At 46.1% G+C, this 22,963-nt stretch carries 18 protein-coding genes; 11 read left to right on the plus strand and 7 right to left on the minus strand.

The features are described 5' to 3' along the window. Positions 1-219 precede the first annotated feature (219 nt). The gene (locus tag QUA00_RS15905; protein ID WP_333146743.1) at positions 220-1,497 is read left to right on the plus strand and encodes a TPM domain-containing protein; all 1,278 of its coding nucleotides are present in this window, start codon (positions 220-222) and stop codon (positions 1,495-1,497) included. Between the two features lie 109 nt (positions 1,498-1,606). On the opposite strand, the gene wecB is transcribed toward QUA00_RS15905, so the two are convergent. Further along, positions 1,607-2,719: a non-hydrolyzing UDP-N-acetylglucosamine 2-epimerase gene (wecB, locus tag QUA00_RS15910; protein ID WP_333146744.1), complete on the minus strand. Its 1,113-nt coding sequence runs from the start codon at positions 2,717-2,719 to the stop codon at positions 1,607-1,609. A 250-nt stretch (positions 2,720-2,969) separates the two neighbouring features. On the opposite strand from wecB, the gene QUA00_RS15915 reads away from it, so the two are divergent. After that, positions 2,970-3,539 carry an rRNA large subunit pseudouridine synthase E gene (locus QUA00_RS15915; RefSeq protein WP_333146746.1) on the plus strand — a complete coding sequence of 190 codons (570 nt, stop codon included), beginning with the start codon at positions 2,970-2,972 and terminating at the stop codon, positions 3,537-3,539. Between the two features lie 29 nt (positions 3,540-3,568). On the opposite strand, the gene QUA00_RS15920 is transcribed toward QUA00_RS15915, so the two are convergent. Together QUA00_RS15920 and QUA00_RS15925 are read right to left on the minus strand one after the other, a co-directional pair. After that, the gene (locus tag QUA00_RS15920) at positions 3,569-3,748 is read right to left on the minus strand and encodes a hypothetical protein (RefSeq protein WP_333146755.1); all 180 of its coding nucleotides are present in this window, start codon (positions 3,746-3,748) and stop codon (positions 3,569-3,571) included. Beyond that, positions 3,711-4,556 (minus strand): hypothetical protein, encoded by an 846-nt coding sequence (locus QUA00_RS15925; RefSeq protein WP_333146748.1) that lies wholly within the window; start codon positions 4,554-4,556, stop codon positions 3,711-3,713. Before QUA00_RS15925 ends, QUA00_RS15920 begins: the two co-directional genes overlap by 38 nt. Before the next feature lie 196 nt (positions 4,557-4,752). Here QUA00_RS15925 and ctpB point away from each other — a divergent pair, with 196 nt between their 5' ends. Continuing rightward, positions 4,753-6,072: a carboxyl-terminal processing protease CtpB gene (gene ctpB, locus QUA00_RS15930; RefSeq protein ID WP_333410197.1), complete on the plus strand. Its 1,320-nt coding sequence runs from the start codon at positions 4,753-4,755 to the stop codon at positions 6,070-6,072. 832 nt (positions 6,073-6,904) lie between these two features. Here ctpB and QUA00_RS15935 read toward each other — a convergent pair. Together QUA00_RS15935 and QUA00_RS15940 are read right to left on the minus strand one after the other, a co-directional pair. Next, a complete protein-coding gene (locus QUA00_RS15935) occupies positions 6,905-7,342 on the minus strand; it encodes a VOC family protein (RefSeq protein ID WP_333410198.1) in 438 nt (145 codons plus the stop codon). 231 nt (positions 7,343-7,573) lie between these two features. Continuing rightward, positions 7,574-8,083, minus strand: a complete 510-nt coding sequence (locus tag QUA00_RS15940; RefSeq protein ID WP_333106288.1) for a TIGR02652 family protein — start codon at positions 8,081-8,083, stop codon at positions 7,574-7,576. A 106-nt stretch (positions 8,084-8,189) separates the two neighbouring features. Here QUA00_RS15940 and QUA00_RS15945 point away from each other — a divergent pair, with 106 nt between their 5' ends. The 4 genes from QUA00_RS15945 (at position 8,190) to QUA00_RS15960 (ending at position 14,112) form a co-directional block, all read left to right on the plus strand. Then, positions 8,190-8,735: a gamma carbonic anhydrase family protein gene (locus tag QUA00_RS15945; protein WP_333140435.1), complete on the plus strand. Its 546-nt coding sequence runs from the start codon at positions 8,190-8,192 to the stop codon at positions 8,733-8,735. Positions 8,736-8,878: 143 nt separating this feature from the next. Beyond that, a complete protein-coding gene (locus QUA00_RS15950) occupies positions 8,879-9,484 on the plus strand; it encodes a Uma2 family endonuclease (RefSeq protein ID WP_333410199.1) in 606 nt (201 codons plus the stop codon). Positions 9,485-9,688: 204 nt separating this feature from the next. Next, positions 9,689-12,121: a GH116 family glycosyl hydrolase gene (locus QUA00_RS15955; RefSeq protein WP_333410200.1), complete on the plus strand. Its 2,433-nt coding sequence runs from the start codon at positions 9,689-9,691 to the stop codon at positions 12,119-12,121. Positions 12,122-12,678: 557 nt separating this feature from the next. After that, positions 12,679-14,112: a protein adenylyltransferase SelO family protein gene (locus tag QUA00_RS15960; RefSeq protein ID WP_333140441.1), complete on the plus strand. Its 1,434-nt coding sequence runs from the start codon at positions 12,679-12,681 to the stop codon at positions 14,110-14,112. Positions 14,113-14,440: 328 nt separating this feature from the next. Here the strand turns inward: QUA00_RS15960 and QUA00_RS15965 are convergent, their stop codons facing one another. Beyond that, on the minus strand, positions 14,441-16,855 hold the full coding sequence (locus tag QUA00_RS15965) for a tetratricopeptide repeat protein (RefSeq protein WP_333410201.1): 2,415 nt from the start codon (positions 16,853-16,855) through the stop codon (positions 14,441-14,443). Continuing rightward, positions 16,812-19,010, minus strand: a complete 2,199-nt coding sequence (locus QUA00_RS15970) for a tetratricopeptide repeat protein (protein ID WP_333140445.1) — start codon at positions 19,008-19,010, stop codon at positions 16,812-16,814. The genes QUA00_RS15965 and QUA00_RS15970 overlap by 44 nt, the downstream gene beginning before the upstream one ends. A 501-nt stretch (positions 19,011-19,511) precedes the next feature. Here QUA00_RS15970 and QUA00_RS15975 point away from each other — a divergent pair. From QUA00_RS15975 to darG, 4 genes are all read left to right on the plus strand, one after another. Further along, positions 19,512-19,721: a hypothetical protein gene (locus QUA00_RS15975; protein WP_333140447.1), complete on the plus strand. Its 210-nt coding sequence runs from the start codon at positions 19,512-19,514 to the stop codon at positions 19,719-19,721. A gap of 50 nt (positions 19,722-19,771) precedes the next feature. Beyond that, positions 19,772-21,157: a tRNA uridine-5-carboxymethylaminomethyl(34) synthesis GTPase MnmE gene (gene mnmE / locus QUA00_RS15980; RefSeq protein ID WP_333140449.1), complete on the plus strand. Its 1,386-nt coding sequence runs from the start codon at positions 19,772-19,774 to the stop codon at positions 21,155-21,157. 80 nt (positions 21,158-21,237) lie between these two features. Further along, positions 21,238-21,864: a type II toxin-antitoxin system toxin DNA ADP-ribosyl transferase DarT gene (darT, locus tag QUA00_RS15985; RefSeq protein WP_333140451.1), complete on the plus strand. Its 627-nt coding sequence runs from the start codon at positions 21,238-21,240 to the stop codon at positions 21,862-21,864. Positions 21,865-21,885: 21 nt separating this feature from the next. Further along, positions 21,886-22,920, plus strand: a complete 1,035-nt coding sequence (gene darG / locus QUA00_RS15990; protein WP_333140452.1) for a type II toxin-antitoxin system antitoxin DNA ADP-ribosyl glycohydrolase DarG — start codon at positions 21,886-21,888, stop codon at positions 22,918-22,920. Positions 22,921-22,963 lie beyond the last annotated feature (43 nt).

Consider the following 22,963-nt stretch of genomic DNA (forward strand, 5'->3'; position numbering starts at 1 on the left):
GTCCCGCCCGTCCTTTTTGGACGGGCGGGACGCCCATCCCACAATCTTGTGGAAGTTATTTAATTCTCATTCCTTATGGCGCACCTAAAATTATGATTTTTATGAATCCAATTTCTGAATAATATGAATTGACGTGACAGTAAGCTGGTTATTTAATTGTAATTAGGCGGACAGATATATGTCAATTTCAGACTAGCAGTTATTCAGGAGACTGAAGCGATGCAGTTACAATTTAGCAATAAACAAATAATCTGGACCAGTTTGCTATGCTTTTCGGCAATTGCATTTCCCCTAACAAGCCAAGCTATAACAGTACAAGAAGTACCGAATCCCCGTCAAGTAAATAACACTTGGGTAACGGATAAGGCAAACATTCTCAGCGACAGCACCGAAACTCAGCTAAATCAAATGATTTCGGATTTAGAGGCGAAAAATGGTTCAGAAATCGCTGTTGTGACAGTGCCAGATACTAAACCATCTGCGACCCCAAAAGCATTTGCTACAGAATTATTTAACTTTTGGGGGATTGGCAAAAAAGGTAAAAGTAACGGAGTTTTATTGTTGATTTCTGTGGGGGAACGCCGCGTTCAAATTGAAACAGGTTCTGGCATTCAAAGCATTTTGCCGGATGCTAAAGCAGTGGGTATTATTGAAACCGAAATTACGCCCAGATTTAAACAGCAGGACTTTGACGGGGGCACATTAGCCGGGACAAAGGCGTTAGTAAATGTTTTACAAACTCCGACGGTAAATGCTCAATCTCAAACCACGCTGCCTTTGGCTCCAATCGTACCATATCAAGGGGTGAAACCGTCACCAATACCAAGTCAATCCCCAGTTATTAGCAATAGTACATCCACCAGTGAAGATTCATCGAATTTAATCTATGGCTTACTTGGGTTGTTATTGATAGCATTCATAGCGTTTATACCTTGCTTCATTATCTTCAGGATATTTCGCAGCTTATTTTCTCGGATATCTCGTTACCGCCACCGCCGTTATCCGCGCAATTACAGCAGTAACAATCGCAACCACGGCAGTAACAGTCCCAATTACAGCAGTAACAATCGCAATTACAGCAGTAACAGCCACAACTATTACGGTGGGGGTGGCGACTACAGCAGTAACAGTATTGATTACTGTACCAGTAGCGACTACAGCAGTAACAGTAGCAACGATGATTGCGGTGGCTACTACACCAGTAATAGCAGCGACTACAGCATTAGCAACAGCGACTGCGGGGGTAGCTTTGGCGGTGGCGACTCCAGCGGTGGCGGTGCCGGTGGCGATTACAGCATTAGCAGTAGCTTTGGCGGTGGCGACTCCAACGCTGGCGGTGGGGGTAGCGATTACAGCAGCAGTAGCGATTATTGCGGAGGCGGCGACTACAGCAGCAGTAGCAGTAGCAGTAGCGACTACAGCATTAGCAGCAGTAGCGACTACAGCAGTAGCAGTAGTAGCGACTCTAGTAGTGGGGGTGGCGGTGGGGATTGGTAATTCGGGAATGGAGGCAGAAACCGACTTTTTTTAACAGCAATTAGTCCCCCTCTGCGGGGACGAAAGTTTGTTTAATTGCCGTTTCAACCGCCGAATAATCGAGAGGTAGTTAACTAAAATACTCTTCAACAATTTTCAAAATCCGCGAAGCCGCCAAACCGTCACCAAAGGGATTAATTGCCATTGCCATTGCGTTGTATGCTTCGGAATTGCTCAGCAACTCTGCCGCTGCTGCTGTAATTATATCAGAATTAGTACCAACGAGTTTAGCTGTACCCGCAGAAATTGCCTCTGGTCTTTCTGTGGTTTCTCGTAATACTAAAACGGGCTTGCCCAAACTAGGTGCTTCCTCTTGCAATCCACCGGAATCTGTGAGGATTAAATGACATCTCTGAATTGCTCCTACTAATTCTGCGTAATCTAAAGGTTCGGTTAAAAAGACTCTCGGATGGTCGCCTAAAAGAGCTTTTAAAGGTTCTCTGACTGTCGGATTTCGGTGTAGAGGTAAGAGCAAGGCTGTATCGGGAAACTTATCTAAGATTTGGAGAAATGCGTGAGCAATTCCTGCTAAGGGTTCTCCCCAATTTTCGCGGCGGTGAACTGTTGCTAAGATAGTGCGATATTTGCTCCAATCTAAGTTAGGAATGTTGCATTCTGGTTGGCGTTTGGCGACAGAAAGCAAGGCATCGATTACTGTGTTGCCTGTACGGTGAATTTCTCCCAAAACGCCCGATCGCCCTAAATTCTCTTGGGCCAGCGCTGTCGGGGCAAAATGCAGGCGTGTGAGTTGAGATATCAACCGTCGGTTAGCCTCTTCGGGGTAAGGATTGAATACGTCGTCTGTCCGCAATCCGGCTTCTACGTGACCTACGGGTATTTTCTGGTAAAAAGCAGCCAAAGTAGCGGCAAACGCAGTCGTTGTATCGCCCTGAACTAACACGATTTCGGGCTGCAATTCTTTAAACAAGGCTTCCAAACCCTGCAAACTCCGGGAAGTAATATCCGTCAAGGTTTGCTGGTGCTGCATAATTGCTAAATCCCGATCGGCTTTTAGATCGAACATTTGCATTACTTGCTCGACCATTTCTCGGTGCTGACCGGTTAAAATTACTTGGGTGTCAAAGGTGGGCGAACTTTTGAAGAGTTGAATTACTGGGGCTAGTTTAATCGCTTCCGGGCGAGTTCCTAAGACGATGCAAACGCGGTGTGTGGCTTCGGGCATGGTAAAATTGGGTAGTTGAGATTTGCGAGGCTCTTAAAGGCTGAAGATTTTTGAGCAGGTTTGAATCTTTGGTTAACAAGATTTATTTTTTTATGAACCGCAGAGGGCGCAGAGGGCGCAGAGGAGAGATAGAAAGTGGTTTGACGTTGGGTGGGGGCGGGTTTTTGAGATTGTGAGTTTTAGCCAATTATTGTTGGTGAAACCCGCCCCTACAGGATTATTGATATTAGTACATTTTTGTTAATTGCTTATGCCCTATCGTTACATTCTATTTTACAAACCTTATGATGTTTTAACTCAATTCACTGACAACTCCAGCGAAACTAAACGCAGCACTCTCAAAGACTATATTCCTATTCCTAACATTTATGCAGTAGGAAGGCTCGATCGCGATAGTGAAGGTTTGTTGCTGCTAACCGATGATGGGCCCCTTCAGCACCGCCTCAGTGACCCGAAATTCGCTCATCCCCGCACTTACTGGGTGCAAGTGGAACGAATTCCTGATGCAAGTGCGATCGCTGCTTTGCAGACAGGTGTCACAATTCAAGATTATCGGACTCGATCGGCAAAAGTGCAATTATTGTTAGAAGAACCCGCTTTGCCGCCCCGCGAACCGCCGATTAGATTTCGCAAAAACGTGCCGACAGCTTGGCTGGAAATGACTCTCACAGAAGGCCGCAACCGCCAAGTCCGCAGGATGACCGCAGCAGTAGGGTTTCCGACGCTGCGGCTGGTCAGATGTGCGATCGGGCATTTGCGTCTGGAAGGTCTAAAACCCGGTGAATGGCGCGAACTAACTCAAGCTGATTTTAGATTTTAGATTTTAGATTTTAGATTGGGGAATTACAGTCAACGGCCTTGACATTTAGGACATTCTTGATATCTGAAACTATTACTGCGACTGCATTTCCCTTCTTCCTTCTTCCTGATATCCGTTACATCCGTTACATCCGTTACACAATCCGTTGCCGAACTTCCTTCTTCCTTCTGCTTACTTTCGAGGCGGCAAAATAAAACTCTCGTTTCCATCCTTATCTTTTTGCACCTGAGCTCCCAACTTGACAAGAGCTTGTCTCGCCCTTTGACGCACCAACTTATCAGTTGTTTGAGCATAAACCGTGCTCCAAGCATTAAACCGCACCGGCACGCTATCGGGATCTCGGCGCAAATACTCAGCAGTGGCTCGAAACATCTGCGCCAATGAAGCCCCTGACGGGTTTTTTTCCACCCAATCAGCGGCCATTTCGTGAGAGTGAATTGACTCGGGAATATCCCCCAACAGCAGCAACTCATCAATACCTTTAGTGCGCCACACTATCCACGATTGGGAATGAATTTGTGGCGAAAGGGAAAGAGCGCTAGTACCGCGCTCTATAAACTGAACAGCAGTTTCAGGCTTTCCCTGATAAAAAGAAATAGCTGTGGAAAGAAACAGGTAGATGTCAGCCCACCGCGGGTCGCGTTGCGTAACTATGTCAAAATAATCTTGGCTCAGATTGTAGCCCGTTACATCTCGCGCTTCGTCGTCGCCAAAATACTGCAAAAATTTGATAAATGTCCAATCTGCAATTAAATTGTCAAACCCAAAACTAGGGATAGTTTTGAGCATTTTTAGCCGCAGGGCTTCTTGCTGCGCTTCTTGCTGTGCGGCTTGCTTGAAACTGGCAGCCGACATTGCAGAGGGCGACTTTTGCCCCTGAACGCCAACTGGGGACATTCCGCCCAACTGCCCGCTAGACTGCATGGCGACGACCCCCGCCAGCGCTGCTAGACCGATAACTCCATTAACGAGCAGGCTCAACCACTTACGCGAAAATTGTTCGATTTTAGCTTCCACGGCACTTTATAAATCCAAGTTTTAAATTAAGTTTATTGAAAGAGAGTAATAATTGGTTGGCGATCGACTAAGAATCTCGTTAAACTGTCCAAAGGGATGGTGGAGCCTCCACACAATAGTTTAAGTAGTAGTGTGAGATTTTTTAGCAATATAAAATCTCAAATCAAAAATCTAAAATCGAATTGAGCCAAATTCAATGAATCAAGCCCGCAAACGCTTTTCAAAGTTACAGGCAGCCCTGTTCAGTGGGGCGATGGCAACAACCGCTTCGATATCTTTGCTCGTTCCCGGCCTGAGTCAATCAGTCCGCGCTGAGCTTCAAGATAGCCCCAAAGCTGTATTAGACGAAGCTTGGCAAATTGTCAACCGAGAGTATGTTGATGGCAGCTTTAACAAGACTGACTGGCAATTGACCCGCCAAGAACTGTTGAGCAAAAACTATACCTCTCGCGAAGCTGCTTACACCGCTCTCCGCAAAGCCCTAGAGAAATTAAACGACCAGTACACGCGCTTCATGGACCCGAAGCAGTACGAAGCGCTGACGAATCAAACCTCTGGGGAACTGACAGGGGTGGGGATGAGGCTGGAAGAAGACGAGAAAACGAAAGCGATTAGGGTAGTCGAGCCGATGGAAAATTCCCCGGCCCTGAAGGCAGGGATTTTAGCGGGCGATACGATTTTGGTGATTGACGGCAAAACTACCAAAGGCATGACTGTCTCGGATGCGGCTCAGGTAATTCGGGGCGACGAAGGTACGAAAGTCACGCTGCGGATTGCTCGTGAGGGCAAAAGCGAATTTGACATCACTCTGACTAGGGCGAGAATTGAGGTAGCCGCGGTTCGCTACAGCCTCAAGAATGAAGGCGGTAAGAATGTGGGTTACATCCGTTTGCAAGAGTTTAGCTCGCACGCGGGCGAACAAATGGAGGCGGCGATTAAAAAGCTCTCGGCTCAGAAAGCTGACGCTTTTGTTTTGGATTTGCGGGGGAATCCCGGCGGTTTGCTGCGAGTGAGCATTGATATCGCTCGGATGTGGATGGATACAGGGGCGATCGTCCGCACAGTCGATCGCGCGGGCGATTCTCAGGAAATGAAGGCAAATCGCACTGCGCTCACTGACAAGCCTTTGGTGGTGCTCGTGGACGACAACTCGGCCAGCGCCAGCGAGATTTTGGCCGGTGCTCTCAAGGACAACAAGCGCGCAACTGTGATGGGCGGCCAAACTTTTGGCAAAGCTTTGGTGCAGTCGGTGCATTCTTTGGCTGACGGTTCGGGATTGGCGGTGACGATCGCTCACTACTATACTCCCAACGGTACGGATATCAGCCATAAGGGGGTTACTCCCGATGTTAAAGTCGAAGTCACCGACGAACAAAAGCTGAAATTAGCTAACAAACCGACGTTAGTTGCGACTAAGGACGATCCTTGCTACGCGCAGGCGATCGCACTTTTGCGAACTACCGCTTCGTCTCCCCCTCCCGTAACCGCTAATGAGGCTCTTGTTCCTAAAAAGTAAGTAGTTGAAACCGTAATTTATAAGGAATACCCTGAAAACCCCGTGACTTCAGTCCGGGGATGAAAGGGCGTTGCAGGATTTATCCTGCCTGTTCTCTTTACCTCAGTCATGAACCCAAAATCCAATCTTTTAAATTCAAAAAACTTCCTTAAAAAGCTTTGGACAAAACGGGACAGTATGGTAAACTGAAACAGTCAGGGTTAAACTCCCTTGCCCGAAGTGAAACAGGACATGAGACACACTTTTAGGCATAAACTGGGGGACAAAGTGCGGCGAAAACACTATAAACAGTCGAAACCGAAAATGTAGGTTTCAATCCAGCAAATAAACTTTTTCACGCTCGAATTGTTAAGTAGGGTAGGGCATACCCAAACTCTAGGGAAATATCCTAGTACGCTTTTGGAGATAGACCCGCTGGGATGCTTCTGAATTAGGCTCGTCAATTGGTGGTATCCCCACGGTTGAAAGGTTTAAGTATTGCCGTAAGGACAGAAAATTTTAAGGTCAGTCGCTGAATTAAGAATCCCCTCGGCTTCAGCCAGGGGAGTGTCAATAACCATAAGGATGAAGATGAAGCCCGCGCCCGCGGGTTTTGTTTTTATGCTTATGGTTATGGGTTATTAAGTAAATTTAGGTGATCAAATGTAAGATGCAGATGGTTGAAAAGCTTGCTCTATGAGCATTATTCCTTCTTCCTTCTACTTAAGTTATTGGTTAATTTATCTCCTTATTAAAGCACATTAGTGGGATGGGGATTTTTTAAGCGCAGATATCAGCAGATGAACACAGATGCACGCTGATGGGATTTCTGAATTGGGGATTTCTGACTTAATTAGTCATTCATGCGCCGGATAAACTCTAAGGGCAAACCGTCTGTATCGGCAATAAAAGCTACTTCGTAAACATTTTGCCCGATCGCCTGTTGAGTCGGTTCTAATAAAACTTTCAAAGCTTGAAACTGGTTTGGTTGGTCTTTAGCAGCTTCCTCAAACCGCTGTTTCAGAGACTGCAACCAACTAGGCAAGTCAGTTGTCGCCTCAGTTAAATCGAAAGATAAATGATAATATCCAACATAATGCTCGTCTCCGAAAGCATCTGGTGCGGGTTTTGGTTCCGGGATTTGAATTAGTTCGATGCGTCCGTTGAGACCTTCCATCCAACAGGCTAGGGTGTAACCTGTGGTAAAGCGATCGCTCACAGTAAATCCTAAATGTTCATAAAAGGCGATCGCCCGGTGAATGTTAGCAGTGCGAATCGAGGCGTGGTGCATTAGATTTTGGCAGTTGGCAGTTGGCAGTTGATAGTTGGCAGTTGATAATTGTCAGTTGATAGTTGTCAGTTGATAGTTATTATTAATCGGCTTTATGATTTGTTAATCATTAGTTACTTTATTTACTTATTACTGATAATTCCAGACTCAGGAATAAATTTAGTCAGTTAATTTCCTAATGACAACGGACAACTGCCAACTGTCAACGGACAACTGCCAACTGTCAACGGACTATTCAAACAACCGAAAATAGGGATATCTAATCGGAACTCCCGGCTCTTTTTCCAAATCAAAATTAATCACTTCCCAGCAAGGGTCTTCTTGAGGATCGGGGCTAAAATCCACAGGCAAACCGTACAGCCTCGGCCGCGGCGAGTCCGACTGACCGCGCCAAGGCGTGCTGCGTTCCAAATAAGCGCTGATTAAGTCCCGATAGCGTTGGGCAACGATCACGCGAGTTGCTCGGTAGCCTTGAGTATAGAGTCGATCGAGCGCTTCGTGAATTTCAAACCGAATCCCGTCAGGGTGCGTGTGCTGGCGATACCATTCATTCTCCCAGCGGCGCCAGTGCCGCCCAGACTGAAGGTGAACCAGTTCCCCCGTTTTTGGATCTGCCTCAAATGCCCCGTGACGCGGACACAAATAGGTATCCGTGAGCGTTAGAGCCGGAATTGTTTGGCGACAGTGGGGACACTGAATTTCCGGGCCAAACATCGGGTATTGCAAGGCAACTTCAATCATTTATTTGCGTCCCAGCATATTTTCTCTGCAAAAGTGCCAAATACTTTTATTATATCCCGTATCAACAACCAGCTAATCTGCTAGAAGTATAACGATCGACCAACAAATGAGCAATCTCAACGAATCTCTGCCTGCACTTCCTTCCTATTGGCCCTTGCCTGATCTATCCCAAGCGGCTTTTGTCGCTGAAGGCGCTGTTGTGATCGGCAGGGTAGAGGTGGCAGCGGGCGCTAGTATCTGGTACGGGGCGGTGGTGCGGGCGGATATAGAGCGAATTGCGATCGGCTCAAGTACCAATATCCAAGATGGAGCAATTCTGCACGGTGATCCAGGGCAACCGACTGTTTTGGAAGATTTCGTGACAGTGGGACACCGAGCCGTGATTCACTCAGCTTACATTGAACGGGGCTGCCTGATCGGGATTGGGGCGATCGTGCTGGATGGAGTGAGGGTGGGCACAGGCTCTATCGTCGGTGCAGGGGCGGTTGTCACCAAGGACGTTCCCCCTCACACGCTAGTTGCGGGAGTGCCTGCCAAACGCCTGCGGGATGTCTCTGAGGAAGAAGCAGGCGAGTTGGTGGAACACGCTAAGCGTTACGAAAAGTTGGCTTTGGTTCACGCGGGGAAAGGTTCTGATTTGGGATTTGATTAGTTGAGGGAATTTTGAGAATATTTCTTGTCCCACCCCCTACTCCCCTTATTAAGGGGGGCTAGGGGGGATCTCCGGGTTAGTTTTATTTGACAAGAATGCTAAAGTACAGTAATTAAAATAAAGCAAAAAACTATTAGTTTCCAATGGCTTACACTGCGCCAAAAATCTTAACTTTTGAAACATTCCTCGATCGATATTGTGACAACTTCCGCTACGAGCTCGCTGACGGAGAATTAGTTGACATGGAACCCACAGGCCCACACGAAACCGTCAGCGGTAAACTGGCAACTCAAATCGGCATCGCCATCGCAGCCGAAAAACTACCTTGGTTCATTCCCCGCACTTGTTTGATCCGTCCATTCTCAGATGCAGCTACTGCCCGCCGTCCCGATATTGTCGTATTAGATGAAACCGCCCTTGTCAGCGAACCTCTTTGGGAAAGAGAACCTGTGGTTACGCTGGGACGATCTATTAAATTAGTGGTAGAAGTCGTCAGCACTAACTGGGAAACAGATTACGCCCGAAAAGTTGAAGAATATGCTATTTTAGGGATTCCAGAATATTGGATAGTCGATTATCGCGGATTGGGGGGTGTGGCTTTTATCGGTAAACCAAAACAACCTACTATCACCGTTGGCCAACTGATTGACCAAGATTACACCCAGCAACAATTTCGCCTCGGTCAACCGATTATTTCTCCTCTGTTAAAAAGCTTGCAACTTCGCCTAGATGATATTCTGCCCCGTTAGGAGATCGCTGAACCGATTTGAGATTGGAGATTGGAGATTTGAGATTTGAGATTTGATGAATTCGGGAACGCTGAACCCAACTGCTTTAACTCAACAATCAAGAGTCAACAATAGTCGGAAATATGGGGATTCGTTTGCGCGATAAAAGTTTAAACTTAAATAAAAAAATTTGTCAAGTCTCGATCGAGCGCTAAGATTAATCACATGAATAACGATCGCACATCTACTCCAAACATCCCCCCGCACACTTGGAAACGTCCCATCGGCCTCGGTTGGGAGAATCCCTATACAGTCCGCTACGCAAGCAATCTCGACGATGGCCCCTGGCACGGAATGCCTCTGGGCGGCTTCGGTGCCGGCTGCATCGGGCGATCGTCCCGCGGCGACTTCAACCTCTGGCACATTGACGGCGGCGAGCACATTTTTCGCAGTTTGCCCGCTTGTCAGTTCAGCGTTTTTGAAGAAACTCAAGGCAAGAAACAAGCTTTTGCACTGTCCACTGAACCGCCTACCGATGGCAGTTTATCTAGTTGGAAATGGTATCCAAAAGAAGGAAGAAGGAAGAAGGAAGAAGGAAGAAGGGAAGAGTCAAATTCTGGGACTTATCATGCTTTGTATCCGCGCAGTTGGTTTGTTTATGAAAATGTGTTTGATGCTCAATTAAGCTGCGAGCAATTTTCGCCAATTTTGCCGAAGAATTATCAGGAAAGCAGTTACCCACTTGCCATGTTTGAATGGGTGGCGCACAATCCTACAGATGCGCCGATTACTCTCAGCATCATGCTGACTTGGGAGAATATTGTTGGTTGGTTTACTAATGCCAATAAGTCGCAGAAAGTGATGGTTCGAGATGATGGTAGTCCATTTTATGATTATCAATCCCGGTGGGGAGAAAGTGCCGGAAATTTTAATTTGTTGGTGGAAGATTTTCACCGGATAGGTTGCGTGATGACGCGGTTGACTGCTGAGGAGGAACCGCAAGAGGGGGATGGACAATGGGCGATCGCAACTATTACTAATCCAGCGGTAGAAGTATTCTATCAAACTCGCTGGAACCCGGCGGGGAATGGCGAGGATGTTTGGCGCAACTTTTCTGCTGAAGGTTTCTTGTTGGATGACAAAGATGAGACAGCCGCAGCAGCAGGAGAACAGTTGGCTTGTGCGATCGCAGTTCGCTTTACTATTCGACCGGGAAAAACCCGCAAAATCCCCTTTATTATAGCTTGGGATTTGCCCGTTACTGAGTTTGCATCGGGAGTTTGGTACTACCGCCGCTATACGGATTTCTTCGGCCGTAACGGCAAAAATGCTTGGCCGATTATTCGCACTGCAATGAAGCATTCGGATACTTGGCGCGAAAATATTGAAGCTTGGCAAAAACCGATTTTAGAAAGAAAAGATTTGTCAGACAGTTTTAAAATGGCGCTGTTTAATGAGTTATACGCCCTGACAGACGGCGGTACTCTTTGGAGTGCGGCTGACGAACGCGATCCGAAGGGTCAATTTGCGGTTTTGGAGTGCATTGATTACCGCTGGTACGAAAGTTTGGACGTGCGGCTTTACGGTTCTTTTGCTTTGTTGATGCTGTGGCCGGATTTGGAAAAGTCGGTGGTTTTAGCGTTCGCTAGGGCAATTTCTGCAGGAGACGATACGCCGAGAATTATTGGCTGGAATCAAGCTTCGGCTATTAGAAAAGCTGTCGGTGCGACGCCACACGATTTGGGTGCTCCTAACGAACATCCTTGGGAGAAAACGAATTATACTAGCTATCAAGATTGCAATTTGTGGAAGGATTTGCCTTGCGATTTTGTGTTGCAGGTTTATCGGGATTTCCTATTGACTGCCAGTACAGATTGTGAGTTTTTGCAAGAGTGTTGGCCGGCAATTGTTGAGGCTTTGGCTTATCTGAAAACTTTTGATGAGGATGGGGACGGAATTCCTGAAAATTCGGGAGCACCGGATCAGACGTTTGATGACTGGCAAATGCGGGGGATAAGTGCGTATTGCGGGGGTTTGTGGTTGGCGGCGCTGGAGGCTGCGATCGCGATCGGCGAAATCTTGGAAGATGCAGCACCGGAAATAATTCCTAACCCTCAAGCAAAGATAGCATTATATCACAGTTGGCTGCTACAAGCAAGACCCAGCTATCAAGAAAAACTGTGGAACGGTCAATATTACCGTTTGGACAGCGAGAGTAACTCGGAAGTGGTGATGGCCGACCAACTGTGCGGTCAATTTTACGCGAAACTGTTAGGATTACCGGATATTGTGCCGCCAGAATGTGCAGTCAGTGCTTTAGAAACTGTGTACGATTCTTGCTTTTTGAAGTTCAATGAGGGGGAGTTCGGTGCGGCGAATGGGGTGATGCTGAACGGTTCGCCGGAAAATCCCAATGCAACTCATCCTTTGGAAGTTTGGACGGGGATTAATTTTGGGTTGGCCGCTTTTTTGGTACAGATGGGAATGGAGGAGAAAGCATTTAAATTGACGGATGCGGTGGTGAAGCAGATTTATGAAAATGGGTTGCAGTTTCGCACGCCGGAAGCGATTACGGCGGGGGGGACTTTTCGGGCAAGTCACTATTTGCGGGCAATGGCGATTTGGGCAATTTACGGGGTGTTGACCAATTTTAAATAGGGGAAAAGGTATATAGCAATCCTTGTAGGAGTTGTAATTTTTTTGACCCCACCCCAACCCTCCCCGAACCCGTGGGGAGGGAGTAAGAAATTCACAAATGATTTAGATTACTATATTAGGTGGTGAATCCCACTTAACTTTAAAAAATTTAAGACTTCATATCATGTCCCGTCGATTACCCTTCATCAGGTAGGGGCGGGTTCACCAACAACATCGGCCAATAATTGACAATCTCAAAAACCCGCCCGACCGGGATATTATGGTCAATCGGATATGAGATCAACTCCATTTTTAGCAAGGAAAACGGTTAATTTAACTCGCACTAAAATTAACAGTAAAAATTTTTAGCCTTCGAGGAAGAAACTAATGTTTCATGCTCAAACTTTAGCTATGCTAAAATTTTAAAATGAAACAGTCCTGCTGGGATGCGAGGGGTATCGAACTCGGCTATAAACGAGGGAGACAAAGGGTATGAGGCAATTGTTGACACCGATGCAGTGCAGACCTTACCCGTATATAATTTGGAGTGATAGCCAATTTGAAGATAAAATAGAAAAATGTCAAATCCTTTGCTTTCCCTCAATTACGAACCAGCCCTCGAATCCCTCGGCGGCGACTATTTTGATGAAGTCCCTGCGGCCGATTTTCCGCAGCATATTCTGCGCTTCCGCAACGACAAATTATTGCCGATATTGGGTTTAGACCCCGCACAAGTAACCGACCAACATTTTATTGAAGCGTTCGGCGAATTTCACTGCGTCCGCCCCTTTCTCGCACTCCGCTATCACGGCTATCAATTCAACACATATAACCCCAATTTAGGCGACGGTAGAGGCTTCTTATACGGCCAAGTTCGCGGGACTGACGGCAGACTTTACGACTTCGGTACTAAAGGTTCCGGCCGCACTCCCTACTCGCGGGGCGGTGACGGTAGACTCACTCTCAAAGGGGGAGTTCGCGAAGTTTTAGCTGCGGAAGCTTTGCATCGATTGGGAGTTCGGACATCTCGCTGTTTTAGTTTAGTTGAAACTGGGGATGCTTTGTGGCGGGGCGACGAACCCTCTCCGACGCGATCGTCCGTAATGGTGCGTTTCAGTCTTTCTCACATCCGGTTTGGAACTTTTGAAAGATTGTACTATATCCGCCGCCCGGATTTAACTAAAAAACTTTTAGATTTTGTTATTGAATATTACTACCCAGAACTGCATTTAGAAGCAACCAATGGGGGGTTTTCGCCGCAGGAAAAGTACGCCCTGTTTTATGCAGATTTAGTCAAGCGAGTAGCTGAATTAGTCGCTCAGTGGATGGCGGGAGGATTTTGCCACGCTGTGCTGAATACTGATAATATGTCGATTACTGGAGAAAGTTTTGATTACGGGCCTTTCGCTTTTATCCCAACTTACAAGCCGGAATTTACAGCAGCTTATTTCGACCATTACGGTCTGTATTGTTACGGCAATCAACCGTTGATTTGTAGGGACAATTTAGAGAAGCTTCAGCAACCGCTATCAGCGGCGATTCCTCAAGCTGATATGGATGCGGGTTTGGCCAAGTTTGGCGATTATTATAATGCAGCTTATCGGCAGTTGATGCTCAAGAGATTGGGATTTGAGGATTTGCCCGAAGCTGAGGGAGATGAGTTGTTGAAGGTGACAATTAAAATGCTGGCGGAGTCTCAAGTAGCCTATCACGATTTCTTTTTTGAACTGCGAAGACAGTTCGATCGCACTTGGCGAGATGATGCTAGTCTAATTTTTGCTGAGGCGGAACCGGCGGACTTGATAGCACCTTGGCGACAGTTTTATTATCACGTTTTGCAAAGTTTGTCGGCGGATGATATGGACAAAATGGCGGACTGTTTGCGGAGGCACAATCCCGAACAATCGCTGTTGAGACCGACGATTGAGGCTGTTTGGGAAGCCATAGCTATTGAGGATAATTGGGAACCGTTTTATGAATTGGTTAAACGACTTCAAGACCCAGAAAATTGATTGATAATAGCTTGAATTAATAGCGCGTAAGGGCTGGTTTACCTGCATTTTCTGTTAGTATTAAAGATTAGCGTGAACCAGCCCCGGAGCAATCTGAGATTATAAAATATTGACCGATAAAAATATAACATCGAGAAATAATTACTAATGACTAATGACCGAAAGCATCCAGGATACCCGCCACGTGATTCATTCCGAAAGCAGAATCAGGACCGGTGAAATAAAAAACCTGTATCCGATGAAACTTGCCGAACGTATTTATCTCGCGCAAGTCAATGCTTCAATTCTTTAATCTAAAATCTAAAATCTAAAATCTAAAATCGATTGACTACTTCAGCTTTTCAATCTCAAATTGTGCATCTTTGTAACCGCCGGTAAGTCCTTGATCTAGAAACATTTTGCCGGCTTTTTCTAAATCGCTAATTGCTCCTGCTTTGTCTCCCAATGAGCGGCGAACCATGCCTCTACCGTAGTAAGCAGCAGCATAATTCGGGCTGATCCGAATAGCTTGCACGTAATCTGCGATCGCACTATTGTAATTCTTTAACTCTTGATAAATCTTAGCCCGATTGGCGTAAGCTTCAGCATTGTTGGGATTGAACCCGATTGCTGCTGTAAAATCTGCGATCGCCCCCTGCGCGTCACCCCCTGCGCTGCGAGCTAAACCACGATTGTTAAAAGCATTAAAATCATTCGGATTCACTGTCAGCGCTTGAGTGCAATCGGCAATTGCTTTCGGATAATCCTTCAAATTTAAATAAGCAATGCAGCGATTGTTGTAAGGAACCCCATCCTCATCGCTCAGCGAAATTGCCTGAGTGCAATCGTCAATTGCCGCTTGATGCGCTCCCAAATTCAACTGCGTGCTGCAACGATTAGCGTAAGCATCTCCACTCTTGGGATCGATCGCAATTACCTGAGAATAATCCGCCAGAGCTCCCTGATAATCTCCTAGGTGAAAGCGAGCTCTCCCCCGACTGTAAAAAGCATCAACATTCTTAGCATCAAGTTTAATTGCCTCAGTATAATCTCCAATCGCCCCCTGCAAATCTGCGCTCCCAGCGCGAGCCAATCCCCGCGAATGATAAGCTTTAACAAGGTTCGGCTGCAACCGAATTACTTCGGTAAAATCCTGAATAGCCGCCTTGTAATCTTGCATTTCTAAATAAGCAACTCCTCTTTCATAATATGTATCAGCATCATTGGGCTGGAGATTCACAGCTTGAGTGTAATCCTCAATCGCCCCGCCCTTGTCGTTAAAATCGTGACGGGCTAGCCCGCGGTTAAAATAAGCCTGAAAATATTTAGGATTGAGAGCGATCGCCTGAGAATAATCCGCAATTGCTTCTTGATACTTTTTTAAATCATAATTAGCATTACCACGCCTATAAAAAGTCTCAGCATTGTTAGGATTCAATTGAATTGACTTATTAAAAGCCTGCAAAGCTGCCTCCGCATCTTGATTGCGAGACTTTTCCACTCCCTGCTCGTAATATTCCTTAGCTTTAATCGGATTCGGGCGTCTCCAATAACTAAACAGAAATAGCAGAACTATCGCCGCCCCGAAGCCCGCCAAAATCATCAACCAAAATCGACTTCCAAAACGTGACGAAAAACTATCCGAAGACAGTAACCTCGGAGAAATACTTTTCTTGTGAGCCTTATTCCCCGGTTCTTGGCGGTGTCTCAACTTGCGGATAGCTACCAAAACTTCCTCAGCAGATTGATAGCGTTTGCCAAATTGGTGACAGACCATTTTGTCAATTATATTGGCTAGTCCCACAGAACATTGAGCTCGGTTTCGCCACACAATCTCCCCCGTGTGAGAAGGACTCGGATCTTGCAATTTGGGCAAATCCGTACCGGGCAAACCCGTGATAGCTTGGACGGCCATCATCCCGACTGCATAGATGTCGCTGCTAAATTGCGGGTTGCCTTGAAATTGTTCGATCGGCATATAAGCCGGAGTTCCAGTAGCAATGGTGCGCGGAAATTCTGTATCGTGCTCGCTGACTTGATTTGCAACTTCTTTAACCGAGCCGAAGTCAATTAAAACTAATTTGCCGTCTGGTTTGCGGCGGATTAAGTTGGAGGGATTAACATCGCGGTGAATCACTCCCTGAGAGTGTACGAAGGCGAGAAGTTGTAACACTTCTTCCAGCAGAGCCAGCACTCGTTCTTCCCGCCAAGGTTGACCGGCCACAATTTCCCGATTTAGGGCGTGTCCGGGCACAAATTCTTCGACGAGGTAGAATTGATTTCCTTCTTCAAAATAAGCGAGTAAAAAGGGAATTTGATCGTGTTTTCCCAGCTTTTCTAATATTTCTGCTTCTTGTTTAAATAAGCGGTAAGCTGTTTTGAGAACTGTGGAAGTGTTGCTGGGAGGGCGCAGTTGTTTTACTACACATTGAGGGTGGCCAGGGCGTCGAGTATCGACAGCTAAATAAGTTTGTCCAAAAGCTCCTGAACTGAGAATTTGCACTACCCGATAACGCCTGTCTAAAAGTTGACCAACCATGTTCATATCTATAATTGAGAATTGGTAACGGGGAGTTGGTAATTGGGAATTGGTAAGGGGGAATTGGTAAGGGGGAGTTGGTAAGGGGGAGTTGGTAATTTGGCCTTCTTCCTTCTTCCTTCTTCCTTCTTCCTTCTTCCTTCTTCCTTCTTTTTTTAACATCTGAATGGTGACTAATAGTTTATTTAGGGTCGTTGATTTGTGATTGTGCGTTTTGGAAACCATCGGCTCTTCCTTGTTCTAGAAAGAGGGTTGCAGCTTTCTGAAAATCCTCGATCGCCCCAGCACGGTCTTTGAGTTGGCGGCGGACGAGGCCTCGGCTGTAAAAAGCGCTAGCATTGTTGGGGTTGAGCCGCAGCGAGTGAGCGAAATCCTCAACTGCTAAAGGGTAATTTTTGAGTTCTGAGTAAATAGTACCGCGATTGCTGTATGCTACTGCATCGCTGGGATTGAGTCGAATTGCTTGAGTAAAATCTTCTAAAGCTCCCTGCTTGTCTCCCGAAGCTGATCGAGCTAATCCTCGATTGCTGTATGCTTTGGGATTGTTGCCGTTGAGTCCGATCGTCAAACTGCAATCTTCGCTGGCCTTTTGAAATTGTTTTAAATTCAGATAAGCAATGCAGCGGTTGTTGTAAGCTGCTTCATCTTTTGGAGCGAGGCGAATTGCTTCGGTGCAATCTGCAATCGCTTTGTCGTAGGTGGCCAAATTCAAGTAAGCGCTGCACCGATTGGTATAAGCATCAGCGAGATCGGGTTGCAATTCGATCGCCTTAGTATAATCTTCCATTGCTCCTTGATAATCTGCCAGATTAAACCTGGCTCGACCACGACTGTAGTATACGCCAGCTTGTTTGGGGCTAATTTGAATGGCTTGAGTAAAATCTGCCATTGCTCCTGTTTTGTCCCCTGCTGCCGATCGAGCTAAACCCCGATTGCTGTAAGCTGTAGCATCGTTGGGACTGAGCCGAATTGCCTGAGTGTAGTCTTCTATTGCTGTGCGGTAGTCGCCCAAATCGTAGTAGGCTAAACCCCGCTGAGAGTATGCCTCACCGTCGCTGGGATTGAGTCGCACTACTTGGGTGAAATCTTCCACGGCCCCCCGCTTGTCGCCGATGTCGAGGCGGGCCATACCTCGATTGTAGAGAGCTTTGCTGTGGCTAGGATTGACTTTAATTGCTTGCGTGTAATCCTGTATTGCTTGCTCGGTTGCGCCCATGTCGTAGCGAACGTTTGCCCGCTTGTAGTAAGTTTCCGCATCGCTGCCATTCAGGGCGATCGCTTGAGTATAATCGGCGATCGCGCCTGTTGTGTCACCTTGCTGGGCCTTGGCCACGCCGCGGGCTAACAATTCTTTTGCCCTCGCGGGACTTTGACTCTGCCAAAAGTAAATTATCAGTGCTGTCAAGATTAAAGCTGCCGCTGTTGCAGCCAACAGCAGGAGTTTGGTTTGGCTTTGTCTTCGCGGTTGACTCATAGCGTCCGTGATGATTGTGGCTGGCGGCGGCTCAACCTCCAATTTTACGGCGATTTGTTTGAGGTCTGCTAAAACTTCGGCGGCCTCTTGATAGCGTTCCTCGCAGTCGGGGCGCACCATGCGATCGATAATATCTGCTAGGGCTGCCGAACAAGTTGCCCGGTTTCGCCAGGGAATTTCGTTTTTGTTGTTTTTTAAGGCACTCAGTTCGTTGGGTGAGAGTCCTGTGACGGCAAGCTGGGCGATCGTACCTAGAGCGTAGATGTCGCTATTGTAACGGGGGTTGCCGCTCAATTGCTCGATCGGCACGTATAAATCCTGAGCCGCCAAATCCTGTTTTTTTGCCTCATGCCGTTTAACAGAGTTCGGGGAAGTTTGCGACAACAAATGACAGTTAGCAAATTCCGGGTTAATTTCTTTGTCTAAGCTAAAGTCTACCAATACAAATTTGCCGTCTGACTCGCGCCGGATCGCTCTGTCTGGTTGAATTCTGCGGTGAATAAAACCCTTCTCGTGTATGAACACCAAAATTTCTAATATTTCTGATAGCAGACCAATTACTTGGTCTTCATCCCAAGGTTCACCGGGTATTAGTTCTTGACTTAAAGGTGGGCCGGTAATAAATTCTTCAATTAAGTATAAACTTTGATTTTCCTCAAAATACGCCAATAATTCGGGAATTTTGTCGTGTTTTCCCAATTTTTCAATTATTTCTGCGTTTCTTTGAAATATAACTTTGACTAATTCTGGAGTTTGCGAACTTGTGCCGGGGAGTCGCATTTCTCTAACCGTGCATTGCGGATACCCGGGACGGTGAGTATCTGCTGCTAGATAAGTTTTTCCCACCTCACTTGAGTCTGTGACTTTAATGATGCGGTAACGTCTGTCTAGAAGTTGACCAATCATGCTTTGCCCTCTACCCTGTCAATCGATTTTAGATTTTAGATTTTAGATTTTAGATTGAACCATTGACCCCACAGATAAATTCGGGGGGCAAGTTTCATCGGATACAGGTTTTTTCTTTCTCCACGGATGAATCCGGGGGCTTGTATCCTGGATTCTTTCGGTCAATTTTCCATTATCGCATGAAATCAGATTAGCCAAAATATGTGGCTGAGTAATTTAAGTTCGATCGATCCGTGACTCCTACCCAAAAACGGATAGTTGCTTTCCGACTGGAGTCGTGAGACGCCCAAAATTTTAGACTCTTGTTCAAGTTCCCAGATTGAGCTGTGGAGTCAATCTAAAATCTAAAATCGACTGACTGGCAAAACTGGCGCTCGGATTGGCTCGCCAAGTCCATCGCTGTTGCCACGCTCTTCTAATATTTTAGAAAAAAAATGCTGAAATTGTTTATCCTGTCAATGAGATATGTATAATTTAACAACCAAGCCGGAGGTCAGTCAAATGAAAGTACAAGTGGTTGAATCCCTAATTCAAGTTATCTGGTCTCTCGCAGCCGACGCACAATTAGCGATTCTAGGTAAAATATTACCAAATATCTCCTACGCTTCGAGCCGGAAACTGGTGCATTTTGCCCTAAAGGGCGACTATTTTAATTTTTTGAATGACGAACTAGAGATTTATACTCTCAAATACCGAGAAGCAATTGCCTGATACTCAAAAACAGGAAATTGAGAGAACTTTTGAATGTGTGAACAATAAAAATGTCTGAATCATTAACAAAAGGAGGAACGATCGCAGCGATCGCCACTGCCATAGTTCCCCAACAAGGCAGCGTCGGCATTGTGCGAGTTTCCGGTTCCGCCGCCTTAAAAATTGCCGAAACTCTGTTTCGCGCCCCAGGACGGCAAATATGGGAGTCTCACCGCATTCTTTACGGTCACATCCGCCGCCCCAAAACTCAAGAATTAGTCGATGAAGCTTTGCTGCTAATCATGAAAGCGCCGCGTTCTTTTACTCGCGAAGATGTGGTGGAATTTCACTGTCACGGTGGCATTATGGCCGTGCAGCAAGTCTTGCAGTTGTGTTTGGAACATGGGGCGAGATTGGCGCAGCCGGGAGAGTTTTCGCTGCGGGCTTTTTTGAACGGGAGGCTTGATTTAACTCAAGCTGAAAGTATCTCAGATTTGGTGGGAGCAAAATCGCCCGCTGCTGCACAAAGTGCTTTGGCCAGTTTGCAGGGAAAATTAGCGCAGCCCATTCGCAAATTGAGAACAACTTGTTTGGACGTGCTGGCAGAAATTGAGGCGAGAATTGATTTTGAGGAAGATTTGCCGCCTTTAGATGAAGCTAAAACTTATTTGGAAATAAATCATGTTTTGGAGGAATTGTCAACAATTTTGGCGACTGCCGATCGTGGAGAATTGTTGAGAACCGGTTTGAAAGTAGCGATTGTTGGGCGGCCGAATGTGGGAAAATCGAGTTTGTTGAATGCGTGGAGTAAGAGCGATCGGGCGATCGTCACGGATTTGCCCGGTACGACGCGCGATGTGGTTGAATCGCAGCTAGTTGTGGGCGGCATTCCGGTGCAGGTGCTCGATACTGCGGGCATTCGAGAAACCGAAGACAAGGTAGAAAAAATTGGCGTTGAGCGATCGCGCGCAGCAGCAAAACAAGCCGATTTAGTGTTGTTGACAATTGACGCGGCATCTGGTTGGACAGAGGAAGATTCGGAAATTTACGAACAAGTAAAGCACCGCCAGCTAATTATAATTATCAACAAAATCGACCTAGTAAAAACCATCCCCGAACTACCTTTTTCCTCAGAAATTCACCCAATAGTTGCCGCAGCCGCCGCCCTCGATCGAGGCATAGCAGACTTAGAAACAGCAATTTTAGATGCCGTTAGCAGGGGAAATTTGCAAGCAGCAAACTCAGACTTAGCAATCAACCAGCGACAAGCAGCGGCGTTAACTAAAGCTAAAATTTCTCTGGAACAATGCACAGATACTATTAGCAACAAATTGCCTTTAGATTTTTGGACAATAGATTTGCGCGGTGCAATTCAAGCATTGGGAGAAGTTACGGGCGAAGAAGTGACAGAATCAGTGCTCGACAGAATATTTAGCAGATTTTGCATTGGCAAATAGCAATGGTAAAAGATTGTTTATCTTGAACGGTCAAGCAGATATTATAGTGTTAAACCTGAAACAGCAAACAGATAACAGCAGTGCCATTACCTATCTACCACATTACCCCCATTGACAATCTAGAATCTATTATTTCTCAAGGTGGATTGTTAGCTTACAACGTTATGCTTGAGACAGAAACTAACTATACTAATATCGCCTATGAAAACATCCAAGATCGTCGCGCTAGAATTGGCGTTCCCTGCGGTGCAGGTGGCGTACTGCACGATTATGTTCCCTTTTATTTTGCACCGCGATCTCCGATGTTATACACCATTAATCAGGGGAATGTACCAAACTATACTCAAGGTCAAGCACCAGTTATTCACCTAGTTTCTGATGTATTTGAGATAGACATTAGGGGTTTAGATTTTGTTTTTACTGACGGTCATGCAGTCATGACATTTACCGAGTTTTTTGACGACCTCAACTATCTAGGTGCGATCGACTGGGATGTTATGGGCTCTCGTTATTGGTTTGATACAAATGAAGACAACGACCGAAAACGCAGGCGTCAAGCCGAGTTTTTAGTTAGAAACTTTTTGCCTTGGGAGTTAATCACAGAAATCGGCGTAATCGATTATACAATTCAATCACAAGTAGAAAATATTTTACAAAATTTTACAGATCAAACCCCCGTAAGAGTGCATAAAGATTGGTATTATTGAAATAAATAGTAGGAAATAAAAGTGATTGAAATCAAGGAAGGCAACCTTTTAGAAGCAAATGCAGAAGCCTTAGTGAACACAGTTAATTGTGTGGGAATTATGGGCAAAGGAATTGCCTTGCAGTTCAAGCAGGCTTATCCCGAAAACTTCCGCCAATATGAAAAGGCTTGTCGCGCCGGTGAAGTGCAGCCGGGCCGAATGTTTGTAGTATCTTCGGGCAATCTATTTAATCCCCGATACATTATTAATTTTCCAACTAAACGTCACTGGAGAGGCAAATCAAAAGTCGAAGATATTCAAACAGGACTAAAAGCTTTGATTCAGGAAGTAAAGCAATTAGGTATCACTTCTATTGCCGTTCCTCCGCTAGGCTGCGGAAATGGTGGCTTGTCTTGGAAGACAGTCAAACCGCTAATTGAATCAGCTTTTTCGGAACTGCCAAATGTGCAAGTTTTGCTATTTGAACCCCAGGCTACTCCGCAAGCTGATTCAATGCGGATTGCTACCGAAAAACCCCAAATGACTCGCGCTCGTGCCTTATTTATTAGCTTGCTCGAATTGTACGGAATTCCTGGCTATCGCTTGACAATGCTGGAAATTCAAAAGCTAGCTTATTTTCTTCAGGTAGCAGGTGAACCACTAAAATTGCAGTATGTGAAAGAAAAGTACGGGCCTTATGCAAATAATCTCAATCATGTTTTACAGAAGCTGGAAGGGCATTATATTCGAGGTTATGGAGACAGAAGCCGAGAGGCACAAATTTATGTGTTGTCTGAAGGTAAAATAGCCGCGCGGGATTTTTTACAAAATGCCCCCGATGCTAATGTTAGACTAGAGCGTGTGAGCGGGTTAATTAATGGTTTTGAAACTCCTTACGGAATGGAACTGTTGGCAACTGTTCACTGGGTTGCTAGGGAAAATAGGGAAGCAGCAGAGGATTCCGAAAGAGCGATCGAACTTGTACGCGAATGGAACATTCGCAAGAGCGAACTATTTAAGCCTCAACATATTCGCAAAGCGTGGCAGCGGCTTCGCGAGCAGAGTTGGTTTTTTTAGGATACCTTCTGCCTTCTGACTAATGCTGACTGAGGAGTAATTC

The organism is Microcoleus sp. T2B6, from assembly GCF_036700475.1.
GTDB lineage: Bacteria > Cyanobacteriota > Cyanobacteriia > Cyanobacteriales > Microcoleaceae > Microcoleus.

Excerpts from the sequence above, each read along its gene's own strand:
- QUA00_RS15945 (WP_333140435.1), top strand. The coding sequence starts at position 8,190 with ATGAGCAATCTCAACGAATCTCTGCCTGCACTTCCTTCCTATTGGCCC.
- QUA00_RS15960 (WP_333140441.1), top strand. The coding sequence starts at position 12,679 with ATGTCAAATCCTTTGCTTTCCCTCAATTACGAACCAGCCCTCGAATCC.
- wecB (WP_333146744.1), bottom strand. The coding sequence starts at position 2,719 with ATGCCCGAAGCCACACACCGCGTTTGCATCGTCTTAGGAACTCGCCCG.
- QUA00_RS15905 (WP_333146743.1), top strand. The coding sequence starts at position 220 with ATGCAGTTACAATTTAGCAATAAACAAATAATCTGGACCAGTTTGCTA.
- QUA00_RS15975 (WP_333140447.1), top strand. The coding sequence starts at position 19,512 with ATGAAAGTACAAGTGGTTGAATCCCTAATTCAAGTTATCTGGTCTCTC.
- QUA00_RS15940 (WP_333106288.1), bottom strand. The coding sequence starts at position 8,083 with ATGATTGAAGTTGCCTTGCAATACCCGATGTTTGGCCCGGAAATTCAG.
- QUA00_RS15955 (WP_333410200.1), top strand. The coding sequence starts at position 9,689 with ATGAATAACGATCGCACATCTACTCCAAACATCCCCCCGCACACTTGG.
- ctpB (WP_333410197.1), top strand. The coding sequence starts at position 4,753 with ATGAATCAAGCCCGCAAACGCTTTTCAAAGTTACAGGCAGCCCTGTTC.
- QUA00_RS15965 (WP_333410201.1), bottom strand. The coding sequence starts at position 16,855 with ATGGTTTCCAAAACGCACAATCACAAATCAACGACCCTAAATAAACTA.
- QUA00_RS15935 (WP_333410198.1), bottom strand. The coding sequence starts at position 7,342 with ATGCACCACGCCTCGATTCGCACTGCTAACATTCACCGGGCGATCGCC.
- QUA00_RS15915 (WP_333146746.1), top strand. The coding sequence starts at position 2,970 with ATGCCCTATCGTTACATTCTATTTTACAAACCTTATGATGTTTTAACT.
- QUA00_RS15970 (WP_333140445.1), bottom strand. The coding sequence starts at position 19,010 with ATGATTGGTCAACTTCTAGACAGACGTTACCGCATCATTAAAGTCACA.
- mnmE (WP_333140449.1), top strand. The coding sequence starts at position 19,772 with ATGTCTGAATCATTAACAAAAGGAGGAACGATCGCAGCGATCGCCACT.
- QUA00_RS15950 (WP_333410199.1), top strand. The coding sequence starts at position 8,879 with ATGGCTTACACTGCGCCAAAAATCTTAACTTTTGAAACATTCCTCGAT.
- QUA00_RS15920 (WP_333146755.1), bottom strand. The coding sequence starts at position 3,748 with ATGGAAACGAGAGTTTTATTTTGCCGCCTCGAAAGTAAGCAGAAGGAA.